This window comes from Streptomyces sp. SN-593, from assembly GCF_016756395.1.
Taxonomy (GTDB): domain Bacteria; phylum Actinomycetota; class Actinomycetes; order Streptomycetales; family Streptomycetaceae; genus Actinacidiphila; species Actinacidiphila reveromycinica.
Genome location: NZ_AP018365.1, coordinates 5,642,637 through 5,654,987, shown reverse-complemented (window position 1 = coordinate 5,654,987; position 12,351 = coordinate 5,642,637). Strand labels below are relative to the sequence as shown.

The 12,351-nt window shown below is 76.7% G+C and carries 10 protein-coding genes; 3 read left to right on the top strand and 7 right to left on the bottom strand.

The genetic code is table 11. From position 1 onward, the window contains the following. Window positions 1-160: 160 nt before the first annotated feature. The 4 genes from RVR_RS24120 to RVR_RS24105 all read right to left on the bottom strand — a co-directional run bounded on the left by RVR_RS24120 (window position 161) and on the right by RVR_RS24105 (window position 6,283). Window positions 161-1,045 carry a hypothetical protein gene (locus RVR_RS24120; protein WP_202235985.1) on the bottom strand — a complete coding sequence of 295 codons (885 nt, stop codon included), beginning with the start codon at window positions 1,043-1,045 and terminating at the stop codon, window positions 161-163. A gap of 788 nt (window positions 1,046-1,833) precedes the next feature. Further along, entirely contained in the window at window positions 1,834-3,495 is a 1,662-nt protein-coding gene (locus tag RVR_RS24115; protein ID WP_202235983.1) for a DUF3492 domain-containing protein, read from the bottom strand. 215 nt (window positions 3,496-3,710) lie between these two features. Then, complete coding sequence (locus RVR_RS38675) at window positions 3,711-5,249, bottom strand: DUF3152 domain-containing protein (protein WP_272933103.1); 1,539 nt, start codon at window positions 5,247-5,249, stop codon at window positions 3,711-3,713. Between the two features lie 8 nt (window positions 5,250-5,257). Further along, entirely contained in the window at window positions 5,258-6,283 is a 1,026-nt protein-coding gene (locus RVR_RS24105; protein WP_202235981.1) for an alpha/beta fold hydrolase, read from the bottom strand. Window positions 6,284-6,501: 218 nt separating this feature from the next. Between RVR_RS24105 and RVR_RS38935 the strand changes: the two genes are divergently transcribed. The 3 genes from RVR_RS38935 (at window position 6,502) to RVR_RS24090 (ending at window position 8,109) form a co-directional block, all read left to right on the top strand. Beyond that, a complete protein-coding gene (locus RVR_RS38935) occupies window positions 6,502-6,873 on the top strand; it encodes a hypothetical protein (RefSeq protein WP_346731474.1) in 372 nt (123 codons plus the stop codon). 194 nt (window positions 6,874-7,067) lie between these two features. Beyond that, the gene (locus tag RVR_RS24095; protein ID WP_202235979.1) at window positions 7,068-7,742 is read left to right on the top strand and encodes a TetR/AcrR family transcriptional regulator; all 675 of its coding nucleotides are present in this window, start codon (window positions 7,068-7,070) and stop codon (window positions 7,740-7,742) included. A 136-nt stretch (window positions 7,743-7,878) separates the two neighbouring features. Next, window positions 7,879-8,109, top strand: coding sequence for a DUF3107 domain-containing protein (locus RVR_RS24090; protein ID WP_202235977.1), 231 nt, complete (start codon window positions 7,879-7,881; stop codon window positions 8,107-8,109). Between the two features lie 95 nt (window positions 8,110-8,204). On the opposite strand, the gene RVR_RS24085 is transcribed toward RVR_RS24090, so the two are convergent. Genes RVR_RS24085 through RVR_RS24075 form a run of 3 tightly spaced genes read right to left on the bottom strand, consistent with a single transcriptional unit; the run spans window position 8,205 to window position 12,282 of the window. After that, entirely contained in the window at window positions 8,205-10,169 is a 1,965-nt protein-coding gene (locus tag RVR_RS24085; protein WP_202235975.1) for a DUF2264 domain-containing protein, read from the bottom strand. Then, a complete protein-coding gene (locus RVR_RS24080) occupies window positions 10,166-11,203 on the bottom strand; it encodes a family 43 glycosylhydrolase (RefSeq protein ID WP_202235973.1) in 1,038 nt (345 codons plus the stop codon). Before RVR_RS24080 ends, RVR_RS24085 begins: the two co-directional genes overlap by 4 nt. 20 nt (window positions 11,204-11,223) lie before the next feature. Beyond that, entirely contained in the window at window positions 11,224-12,282 is a 1,059-nt protein-coding gene (locus tag RVR_RS24075; RefSeq protein ID WP_202235971.1) for a hydroxyacid dehydrogenase, read from the bottom strand. Window positions 12,283-12,351: the final 69 nt, after the last annotated feature.

The following is a 12,351-nucleotide window of genomic DNA, read 5'->3' as shown; positions in this document are numbered from 1 at the left end:
GCACGGTCGCCCGGGGCGGCGCGGCCGGCGGCCGGCCGTACGGGGACGGGCGGCCGGGGGCTTCCGGGACCGGCGCCGCGGGGGCGGGCGCTGCCGGCGGGGGCGGGACGAGCGGGCGGTGCGTGCTCACGAGGGTTCTCCTGGTCGGTGGTACGGGAGGTCAGGTGCGGTGGGCCGAGGCGCGCGGGACGAGGTGGAGGGCGTGCGCGGCCAGGGCCAGGGCGGCGGCGCCGCAGGCGACGGCTTCGGCAGGTCCGGCGGTCGCGGGGAGCAGCACCGCCAGCAGTCCCTGGGCGGCGACGGCGAGGGCGAGTCCGCCGGCGGCGGTGCGCGGCGCGCCGTGGACGGCGAGGAGCCGGGCGGCGAACAGCAGCACGCCGGCGGCCGAGCCGCGGAGCGAGCCGAGGACGGCGAGCAGGACGAGCAGGGTCGCGGCGTATCCGGCGAGGGCGGCGAGCAGCCGGGGGCGGACCGCGTCGGCGAAGTCGGCGAGGCTGTGGCTGGGGGCGAGTTGGGCGCGGGCGCCGGCCGCGAACCAGCGGGCGAGGGCGGCCGCCGGGAGCAGGGTCAGCGCGAGCACGGCGAGGGTTCCGGTGCCGACCGGGTCCGGGCCGCAGCGGGCCAGGGCGAGCAACCCGAGGGCGCACGCGGCGGCCGGCAGCCGGTCGGCGGCGCGGCCGGGGGCGCGTAACGGGCCGCCGTGCAGGGCGGGCCACGCGGTGGCGGCGAGCACCGCGACCGCGACGGGCCCCGGGGCGCGCAGGGCCGCGGCGAGCGCGCAGGCCAGGCCGGGGAGCAGGTGCACGGCGAGGTCGCGGGCGCCGGGGCCGGTCCGGCGGGGCCTGCCGGTCGGGCTCGCGGCGGGGGGTTCGGCGCTCCGCGCCGTCGTGTGGGGGGCCCGCGCGAACAGTTCCTCGGCGAGGCCGAAGACGTCGCGGTGGCGCAGGCGGTGGGCGTCGAGGTCGGTGACGCCGCGCGCCTCCAGGCCCGCGGCGACCTCCCACGGGTCGGCGGCGCCGGCGATCATGGTGTGGTGGTGGTGCATGATCCCGAGGACCGGGTCCGCAGGCCCCCTGCGGCGGGGTGCCCCCGCGGCGCCCCCGCCGTCACGGCTCCCGGCGGACCCGCGGCCGACCGCCGGGGCCGGGACACCCCCACCGTCATAACTCCCGGACGACCCGCGACCACCCGCCGGTGGAGGGCTGACCGCGCAGTTCCCCGCGCCCCCAAGAACACCCCCACCATCACCGCCCACCAACGACCCGCGACCACCCGCCGCGGCCGGGACACCCCCACCGTCGTAGCTCCCGGCCGCCCCGCGACCACCCGCCGGGGCGGGGACACCCCCACGGTCGTAGCTCACGGACGACCCGCGACCACCCGCCGGTGGAGGGCTGACCGCGCAGTTCCCCGCGCCCCCAAGAACACCCCCACCATCACCGCCCACCAACGACTCGCGACCACCCGCCGCGGCCGGGACACCCCCACCGTCGTAGCTCCCGGCCGCCCCGCGACCACCCGCCGGGGCGGGGACACCCCCGCCAGCGTGGCTCACGAACGAGCCGCCACCGTCCGCCGCGGCCGGGACACCCCCGCCAGCGTGACAACCGGCAGACCCGCGACCACCCGCCGGTGGAGGGCTGATCGCGCAGTTCCCCGCGCCCCCGAGAACACCCTCGCCATCACCGCTCACGGACGACACGCCACCGTCCGGCGGGGCGGGGGCGGCCACGGCGTCGCTGCTCCCGGAGGGGTCGCCGGGGGTCGGTGGGTGGTAAATCGATTCGCCTGACGGGTGCAGAAGCGATTCGTCTCGGGGTGGCATGGGGGCTCCTAGCGGCACGGGATGAGGGCTTCCGCGGGGGCGACGAAGGGGCGGGGCGCGCCCGTGGCGTCGTGGAGGGGCTCGCGGGGGACGGGGTGGCGGGCGACGACGGAGAGGTAGGCGTCGCGGAAGGCGTGCACGCAGGTCGTGACCGTGAAGAGCGCGAGCGCGCGCTCGCGGGCGGCGGCGCCGAGCCGCGTGGCCCGCTCGGGTCCGCCGAGGAGTTCGAGCGCCGCGTCGGCGAGCGCGCGCGGGTTGCGCGGGGGAACGATCAGCCCGGTGCCGCCGATCACCTCACGCACGGCCCCGACGTCCGTGGACACCGTGGGCCGGCCGCAGAACATCGCCTCGACCAGGTTCAGCGGGAAGCCCTCCGCGCTGCTGCTGAGCAGTACCACGTCGCCCGCCGCGTAGGCGTCCGCGGGTTGGGGCGCGCCGGGCGACCCGATCTCCTCGAAGGTGACCGGGTTCTCCCCGGCGGCGTGCGGGTGCGCGGCCTCGTCCGGGAAGAGCTGCGCGGCCAGGCCCCGGCAGTGCCCGAGGTAGCCGGCGCTCCGCTCGTCGGTGACGGGGGCGTGGAAGACCCTCAGCCGGGCCCGCGGCTGCCGCGCGCGTATCGCGTGGAACGCGTGCAGGAGTGCGACCAGGTCCTTCGCGGGGTCCGCCCGCCCCACCCACGCGAGCGTGGGTTCGGCGCGGGCGGCCGGCTGCCGCGCCTCCTCCTCCGACTGGGCCCCGACCCGGGCGAACCGGCCGGGGTCGATCCCCGGGTGGACGGTGCGGACCCGGTCGGCGGGGGCGCCGCACCGCTCCTGCCAGCGCCGCACATGGGTCGAACCGGGCGTGACCAGCGCGGCCTGCCGGTAGGACTCGGCGGCCAGCAGCCGGTGGTAGTCGCCGAGCAGGACGCGTACCGCCGGGGGCAGCCCGGCCGCGCGGTGGGCGAGCAGCGCCTCCCGCACCCGGACCGTGTACTCGGTGACGATCAGCGGGGTGCCGCAGAAGCGTTTGGCCAGCAGTCCGGGCAGGGTGGCGGGGCCGCCCGAGACGGCGTGGCACAGGTCGGCCGCGCCCAGCTCGTCGGGTCCGTACCAGGGCAGTGACAGCGGGCGGAGCTGGTGCTCCAGCAGCGCGGCCACCGCCAGGAGTCCGGTGACCCCGATGTCCCCGAGCAGGGGGCGGGCGCCGGGCGCGCGGCAGGCCGCCTCCAGCGCGGTCAGGGCGTCCTCGCTCCGCAGCAGCCCGGGCAGCCCGCCGTGCTCCGCGGCGAGTTCGGCGAGGCCGTACAGCCCCGCGGCGAACCGCTCGGCGCGCTCCGCGCGGGGCTCGCCACGCGCCGGGCCCCGGCGGTCCGGGGTGTCGGCCACCCCCGCGAGCGCGGCGGCGAGGTCGCCGAAGTGCCAGCGGAACGCGGCCCGCCTGGCCCTGCGCGCGGTCCGGCCGCCGCCGCGCACCGGCGCCGGCGGCTCGCCCCACAGCCGCTCGGCCCGGACCCGCCGGACCGGCGGCGCCGGGTCCACCCGGCCGCCGGCCTCGGTCCGCGGCGACCTGCTGAGCGCGTACACGTCGAACTCGTGGTGCGCGAGGCCGCGCACCAGGCGGTCGCACCACGCACCCCCTTCACCTCGCGCATACGGGTAGCCACCCTCGGTGAGTAGTGCGATGCGCACGAGTGCGCCCCCTCTCGGCGTGCCGGATGTACGGTCGCTGCCGGGGCGGAGTGCTGCGCGGTGCGATGGTGCGGCGGCCGAGCCCGCCCGGCGCGAAGCACGCTATGCCGGGACGGCGTCGCTTCGGCGGACGGTTGTCCGCGTTGCCACCGGAAGGGGTGAAGGGGCGTAACCTCCGCGCGCGGCCGCCGTTTACCCGGCAACCGCACCGAAGGTCAGGGGAAGGGCCAGGGGTTGGGGACGCAGGTCGGACCGCCGTCGAGGGACAGGAACTTGGTCTGCTGCATCATCACGGGGGCCGGCGCGCCCTGGCGGGGGCAGCCGACGTGGTCGTGCCCGAGTCGGTGGCCGACCTCGTGGTTGACCAGCATCTGCCGGTAGGCGTGGATGCGGTCCGGGCCGTAGGTGGCGGCGCCCTGCGCCCAGCGGTAGGCGTTGATCATCGTGCGGGGGGTGGACGCGGAGTCGCAGGAGACGTTGTCGACGGTGGTGTCCAGACCGGATCTGGCGCACCACTTCGCGGTGGTGCCGGGACTGGCCAGGGTGACGACGATGTCGGCCGGGCCGGAGGAGACCCGCTCGAAGGTCATGGTGCCGCCGTGACCCCAACCGCGCGGGTCGTTCAGGGTGGTGAAGACGGCGTCGGAGAAGAGCGCGGGGTCCAGGTCCAGCCCCTTCTCCACGTCGACCCGGAAGCGCGTCACCCTGCCCTTGCCGGGGGCGTCCTGGTGCCCGGGCACCGTGGTGAAGGCGCCGGACAGGCTCAGGTGCGGGTCGAGGGGGTACTGCCGGGCCATCTGCGTGTCGTACGACGCCGGGGTGGCCGCGGTCGCGGTGGAGGGCGCGGACGCGGCGGTGGGGGGCGCGGTGGGCGTCTCGTCCGCGGACGGGCCGGGCTCGCCGCCCGGGGCGACTCCGTCGTCGGGGCGGTGGTGGCCGCGGTGCAGCTGGGTGCCGGCCAGCACCGCGAGGGCGGCCAGTGCGGTGACGGCGGCGACGCCGGTGGTGAGGGCCCGGGTCCTGCGGCGGCCGGGCGCGCCGGAATCCGGTGCGGACGCTTCGCCGTCGCCGGTGCCGGTGCCGGCGGGGGGCGGCACAGGCGGCGCGGGGCGGGGCGCGGGCGCGTCGAAGGCGTCCAGGAACTCCTGCCGGGGCCGGGACATCACGCGCCCCGCCTGGCCGTGCCGGGGCAGGGCGCCGTGGGCGGCGGGCGAGCTGAGCGCGGACGCGGTGTCGTAGGGCGCCCAGTCCGCGGCCCACTCCTCGACCGGGTCGAAGGGCAGGTCGCGGCGGCCGGGCCGGTCCGCCGACCAGGTGTCGGAGGCGCCCCACGCGCCGTGCTCGGGGTGGGCGGGCCGTTCGGGGCGCGGGCGCGCCGGCCCGCCCGGACCGGCGTCCGGCCCGCCGGTCGTGTACGGCGGCGGGCCGGCGGGATCGCGGGGCTCGCCGGGTCCGTCGACGCCGTAGGGGCTCACCGGGCCGAGCGGGGAGGACGGGGGCACCGGCGCCACCGGGACGAAGTGGTCGCCGTCGTCGGCGGGGCCGCGGCGGCGCCGGCCCGTGCCGGGGGTGGCGGACGGTATCGGTCCGCCGCTGACGTATCCGCCGGCCCCGGGTACGCCCGGGTCCGGGCGGTCCTGGCGGGGGAGGTCCTGGCGGCCGCGGAGCCCCTGGTCGTTCCAGGGGTCCTGGCCGCCCCACTGGTTCTGGCTGTCCCGGTCGTCCTGCCCGTCTGTCGCGCTGTGCTTCCCCACGCCCTCGATCAGCTCCTGGTCGCCGCGTCGGTACTCGGACCCGTGCTCGTGCCGGTGCCCGCCGGACCGCCGGACTCGCGCTCGCGCGCGGCGACGTCGGACAGCAGGTCGCGGAAGGCCCGGTCGACCAGCGCCGGGTACTCCATCATCGCCACGTGCCCGCTGCCCGGGATCACCAGCGTCCGCCGGTCGCGGAAGGCCGCGGCGGCGCGGCGGGCGGACTTCATCGACACCAGCTTGTCGCGCCCGCCGTGGACCAGCAAGGTCGGAGCGAGGACCCGTTCGGCCTGGCGCCACAGCGCGTGCTGCCCGCCGAGGGTGTAGGCGTCGACGATTCCGCGGATGGAGCGGACCATCGCGTCCCGGAAGTACGGCAGTGCCATCCGCCGCTCGTACTCGGCGGCGGCGTCCTCGCGGGCCCGGCCGTCGACCACGCCCGGGTCGCCGTAGCACAGCGACAGCAGGGCGGCGGTGCGGCGTTCCGGCGACCAGTCGCGGGTCAGCCGGGTGTAGAGCTGGATCATGCCGGGGGCGCCGGCGAACACGGTGGGCCACGCGGTGAGCTGCGGCGGCACCTCCGGCAGCGCGGGCGAGATCAGGGTCAGGGTGCGCACCAGGTCCGGGCGGGCCGCGGCGACCTTGACGGCGACCGCGCCGCCCATGGAGTTGCCCATCAGGTGCACCGGGCCGCGGCGCTCCGCGTCCAGCAGCCGGATCACGGCTCTGGCGTGCCCGGGGATCGTGTAGTTGCCGTCGTCCGGCGGCGGAGAATGGCCGAATCCGGGCAGGTCCGGGGCTTCCGCGGTGACGACGTCGGAGAGCCGGGCCATCAGGGCGGACCAGTTCTGCGAGGAACCGCCGAGGCCGTGCACGCACAGCGCGGGCTCCGGTCCGCCGTCGGCGCGTGACCGGACCACCAGGCTCAGCCCGGGCAGCCCCACGGTCCGCACCGTCTCGCCGGCCGCCAGGTGCGGCCCCTCCGGGGGTACGGCCGCCGGTGCTACGGCCGCGCGGGGAAGATCGGTCGAGGGCATACGCCAATATTACGAGAGGATCACGCCAATGCCGGGGTGTTCGCGAGCAGAAGCCGGTCAGAAGCGAAGGGGAGGAGCACCGGGCCGCCACCCCGGGACCGCCGCTCCGGGCGGCCGTCCCGACCCCGTACCGCACCTGCGCGCTGCTGCTCCCGGGCCCGACAGGGCCTACGCTCGAAGGTGGCGGTAGCGCGCGTTTCCCTGCACGAGGAGGGGCCATGTCCGAGCAGACCGGCACCACCGGCACCGCGCCCGGGAGCACCGGCGGCGGCCGCGGGAGGAGGGCCACCGGACCGGTCCGCGGCACCGGCGGCGCGCTGGACGGCGCGGAGGAGGTCGAGGAGCGGGACCCGATCGGCGAGATGGACGAGGCGGAGGCCGCGGAGGCCACCCGGGAGGCGCCGGGTCCCGAACCCGACCTCGACCTGGAGGCGCCGGAGGCGGACACCGCGGAGCAGCGCGCCGAGCTGGTCGACCAGCGCGACGACCCGGTCACCGCGCGCCCCGCCGGCCAGACGGCCGAGGCCGACCCGGTGGACGCCGCCGAGCAGCGGCGCGCGGTCGCGCGGGACGAGGACGACTACCGCTGAGCCGCGCCGCGGGCGGCGGACCAGCTCCCCCGGCTCCCCCGGCTCCGGACGCCCGCGGGCCGGCCGCAGGTTTCGCCCGCAGGTCCCAGGAAGTGAGAATGTCCGTCCGCGCGGCGCACAGGGTCGTTACTGAAAAGTACGATGGCCGGTGCGGCGGTTCATTCGTACCTTCACCACCAGAACTGGGAGGCGGCGTGACAGCCATCGAGCAGACTCAGGCGGCACGGCCGCGTGGCACCCGCCTGCCCCGCAGGGCGCGGCGGGAGCAACTGCTGGGCGCGGCCCAGGAGGTGTTCGTCGCGCAGGGTTACCACTCCGCGGCCATGGACGACATCGCCGAGCGGGCCGGGGTCAGCAAGCCGGTCCTCTACCAGCACTTCCCCGGGAAGCTGGAGCTCTACCTCGCGCTGCTGGACCAGCACTGCGAGTCGCTCCTCCAGGCGGTGCGCACCGCGCTGGCGTCCACCACGGACAACAAGAAGCGCGTCGAGGCGACGATGGACGCGTACTTCGCCTACGTCGAGGGCGAGGGCGGCGCGTTCCGGCTGGTCTTCGAGTCCGACCTGACGAACGAGCCCGCGGTGCGGGAGCGGGTGGACAAGGTCGCGCTCCAGTGCGCCGAGGCGATCAGCGAGGTCATCACGGAGGACACCGGCCTGCCGGCCGAGCAGTCCATGCTGCTCGCGGTCGGCCTCGGCGGGGTCTCGCAGGTGGTGGCCCGCTACTGGCTGGCCAGCGGCAGCGACATGCCGCGTGACACCGCGGTCCAGTTGCTGACGTCGCTGGCCTGGCGCGGCATCGCCGGCTTCCCGCTGCACGGCGCCGAGGGCGACCACCGGCCGGAGCAGGGCGGCGCGGACGAGCACTGAGCCCGGTGACCGGGCGCGGTTGTTCGCTCACGGCGTCTTCGCCGTGCCGTTGCGGCCGCTCGGGCGGGGCTACTCTTTCCTGCGTACGGCGCGATTCGACCGCGCACACCGCCCGACCATCGGAGGTATCCAAGCCGTGGAGGTCAAGATCGGCGTGCAGCACGCGCCGCGCGAGATCGTCATCGAGAGCTCGCAGTCGACGGCCGAGGTGGAAGCGGCCGTCGCCGACGCGCTGTCCGGCAGCAGCAAGCTGCTGAGCCTGGTGGACGAGCACGGCCGCAAGGTCCTGGTCCCCGCCGACCGCCTCGCCTACGTGGAGATCGGCGAGCCCGCGACCCGTCGCGTCGGCTTCGGCGCCGCGCTCTAGCCCGGCGGCTCTCCGCACGACGAAGCCGCGTCCCCCGCATCGGGGGACGCGGCTTCGTCTGCGTCCCGGCTTCTCCCCGCCGGCCGCCCCGGTGGTCAGCGCGGGGCGGGCACGACCCCGTCCCAGGGGACGAAGGCGGCGAGGTCGAGGGTGTGGTGCGTGCCCGTCGACCAGTGGGCGCGCACAGCGGTGCCCTCGATCTCCACGCGGACCGCGGCCGCCAGGTCGGCGGGGGGCGGTGCCGCGCGGGTGAGGGCGTGGAGGGAGACGAGCACCGTGGCCGGGGTGCCGGCCGTGGCGGTGAGCACCGGCACCGCGGAGCACGGGCCCATGGCGTTGGTGTCCAGCTCGGCGTGGGTGGCCGCGCCGGTCCAGCCGTGCAGGCCGACGACCGTCGAGGTGAGGCCGTCGGCGCGGGACACGGCGGCGGTGAGGGCCTTCGCGTCCGTGGACGCCTCGGGGGCCGCCCCGTCGGCGACCGCCCAGCCGCCCTCGCGCACCGGGTACGGCCGCGGTGCCCGCACGAGGTGGGCGCGCAGTTCGAGGTCCCCCTCCAGGATGCTGACGCTGACCACGCTGCACCCGGGCAGCAGGCGGCCGTCGATCTGCGGCAGGTGGACCGACCCGGCGACCGGCCCCTGCACGCGCATCGCGCGGATGACGCCGCGGTGGCTGGCCCGCCCGCCGGTGTCGAGCAGCGCGAGGTGCCCGTCGACGTTGGAGGTCCAGCCGGCCGCCGTGCCGGGCGCGGTGTGGCTGGAGTAGCCGAGCTTCGCGTAGTGCGGGTCGTCCGGGTCGGCCCGGGTCGGCTCGACCGGGATCTCGCAGTGGTCGCTGCCGTGGTTCACCAGCCGGACAATGCCGTCCCGCTGCGTCCGCAGCAGCCACCCCAGCGACGGCATGACCCGGGTCCGCGGCCCGCCCTCGGTCGGCTGGGGTTCCTCGACCGCCGTCCACACCGGGGCGTCCCGGTCGAGGGCCAGCCCCAGGAACCCGATGCCCGCCAGGTAGGGCGAACCGAACCCGCTGTAGGTCTGCGCGATCGGCTCGTAGGGGCGGTACCAGCCGAGGTCCGGCGGCCGCTCGACACCCACGCCGGCGTCGGTGAACCGGGCGAGCACCCCCGACGCGAGCCGCCGGGTGGCGCCGGGCGTCAGCGGGTTGACCCCGGAGATCTCCGCGCACCACAGCGCCGCCAGCGCCGCCGACCGGTAGGTGAGCGACCGGCCGACGTGCAGCAGGGAGCCGTCCGGCGCGACGGTGTCCGCCCAGGACTCGGCGAACGCGCCGAGCCGTTCGAGGTGGCGCGCGCCGTCCGCCGTCGCGGTCCGGCCGGTCATCCGGTACCACGCCCACAGGTAGGGGTGGATGGCCCACGCGTTGTAGTGGTCGATCGCGTGCTCGGGGCCGTCGGTGTACCAGCCCTGTTCGAGGTACCAGGACTCGACGCGGCGGACGTTGCGCGTGCCGGTGCAGCCGGAGACGTCCTCGCCGACCGAGCGCAGGAAGCCCTCCGCCATCGCCGGGAAGAGCTGCCAGTTGTTGTGCCAGACCTCCAGCCGGGCGTGGTGGCGCAGCCAGTCGGCGATCCGCCGCCGCTCGGCGGGCGTCAGCCGCTCCCAGAGCCGGTCCCGGCTGACGTACAGCCCGAAGGCGATGTTCGCGGCCTCGACGATCGAGTTCGTCACCCCGGTGACCGGGGCCCGGCAGGTGACGCCGCGGGGCCAGGACTCGGCGCCGTCGGGCTGCGTCCCGGCCAGCAGGGCGCGGGCGTACCGCTCGGTCAGCGCCTCGGCCTCGTCGCCCCGGGCGCCGGCGATGAGCGGGGCGGCGAGCAGGAAGGACCGCCCGACCGTCTCCATGCTCTCCCGCCGCTCGCCGTCGCCGGTGACGCGACCGGGCAGCCGCGGCAGGGCGCCGCCGGGACTGTCGTAGGGCTCGATCCGCGACAGCCAGCGCCGGCCGACGGCCTCCCAGTGCGCGCGCGTCCAGCCGGTCAGGGGCGAGCGCGCCCGGTCGTCCGCCGGCAGCACGAAGGCGCCGGGCGCGACGGCGCTCACTCGTCCTGCCCCCGCGCCGGCCCGGCGGGAGCGTCCGGACCCGGTACCGGGGCGGTGCCCGGCCCAGGGCCCGCGCCCGCCTCGGACCCCGCTTCGGGCCCCGCCTCGGCGCCCGCCTCCCCGACCGTGACCGTGCCCGACGCGACGTCGAGGCTCCACCGGTCCACCCAGTCGAGCCGGGCCCGCCCGCCGCCGATCCGCAGGGGCAGCCACACCGGCAGCGAGCGCTCCAGCGCGTCCGGGACCCACCGGTCGCCGACGTACACGTGGGTGGTGCCCGCGCTGCCCTCCACCGTGACGACCGTGCTGATCTGGGAGTCGTACGTCGCGGACCCGGCCGGGGCGAACCGGCGCCAGGGCGACCACGGTCCGGCGAGCGAGGGAGCCGTCGCGTACCGGTTGTCGTTGGCCGCCCAGCCGGTGAGGTCCGAGCCGAACAGGTAGTAGGTGCCGTCGACGCGGACCAGCGCCGGCGACTCGTAGCCGTGGTCGCCGCGTTCGCCGAGCGTGGTGGAGACGAGTGCCTCGACGCCGAGCAGGTCCTCGGTCAGCCGGTAGACGTGCAGCCCGTGGTCCCGGTCCTCGGACAGCAGGTAGCCGACGCCGTCCTCGGCGTAGACACCGATGTCACGGCTGAGATTCCCCAACGGACGCACGCTGCCGCGGTAGGTGTACGGGCCGGCCGGGCCGTCGCTGGTGGCGAACCCGACGCGCGCGTCGGCGTAGTCGGCGGAGTCGATGTGGAGGTACATCACGTACCCGCCGGTGCGCGGGTTGCGCAGCACTTTGGGCCGTTCGACCACGCGGCCGGGCGCGAGGTCGCCGGTGCCGACCTCCAAAGCGGTGCCCTCGTGCCGCCAGGTGGCGAGGTCGGCGGAGGAGTAGCAGGCGATGCCCGCGAAGGTGCCGCCCGCGCTCTTGTCCTCGCCCCAGGCGTGGAAGCGGTCGCCGGTCCGCAGCACACCGACGCCGTGCAACTGGGCGAACCGCCCGTACTGGTCGAGGAACGGGCGGGTGGTGGTGATGTCGGTCATCGTGGGCGGGGCTCCGGTCTTCAGGCCTGGAGGATGGACCGCTCGAAGGCGATCGGTTCGGCGAACGTCCCGGTCAGGCTGAACGCCAGCGTCTCGCGGACGGCGTTGCCGGCGAGCCGGCGCAGCTCGTTGCCCTGCGACCCGGCCAGGTGCGGGGTGATGAAGGTGTTCGGCGTGGACCGCAGCCGGGCGCCGGGCGGGAGCACCTCCGGCTCGGTGACGTCGAGGATCGCGGCGAGGTCGCCCCGGTCGAGCCGGTCGGCGAGCGCCTCCTGGTCCACCAGCCCGCCGCGGGCGGTGTTCAGCAGCGTCGCGCCCGGGCGCATCCGGTCGATGGCGGCGCGGTCCAGCATGCCGACGGTGCTCGGCAGCAGCGGCGCGTGCAGCGAGACGACGTCGCTGGCCGCGCACAGGTCGCCCAGTTCCATCCGGGCCACTCCGAGCCGGGCCACCTCGTCCTCGTCGATGTGCGGGTCGGCCAGCACGACGCGGACGTCGTACCCGCGCAGCCGCTCGATCACGGCGCGGCCGACGCGGGAGGCCCCGACGACGCCGACCGTGATCCCGTGCATGCCGACCACCGGCCACGAGCCCTCGATGTCGACCGCGTGCCCGTCCGCCGCGCGCAGCAGGTCGGCGCCGGCGAGCGCCCGCTTCGCGGCGAGGACGATCATGGCGACCGAGTACTCCGCGACGGGTACCGCGTTGGCGGTGGCGCTCGACGCGACCGCGATGCCGCGCTCCCACACCGCGTCGTCGACGACGGGCCGGATCGAGCCGGCGGAGTGCACCACGGCGCGCAGCCGCGGCATCCGGTCCAGCCGTCCGGTGTCCAGGACGGGTGAGCCCCAGCCGGTCACGAGCACCTCGACCTCGGCCAGGCGCGCGGTGTCGGCCGCGCCGTCGAGGTCCAGCGGCCGGTCGGCGAGCAGCCGGACCGTGTGCGCGGCGTGCAGCGCCGCGAGGTCGGCGCCGTGGAAGACCCGGCCGAAGGTCGAGTCCGGCATCGCGAACGCGACCGCGACGGAGCGCACCGCGTCGACGGGCGGCGGCCCCATGGTGTTGATGTTCGACGTCATATGTCGGTGGACTCCCTCTCCGGCGAGCAGCGGATCCCACCTCAGCCCGGAGCGATGTGCGAAGTCAAG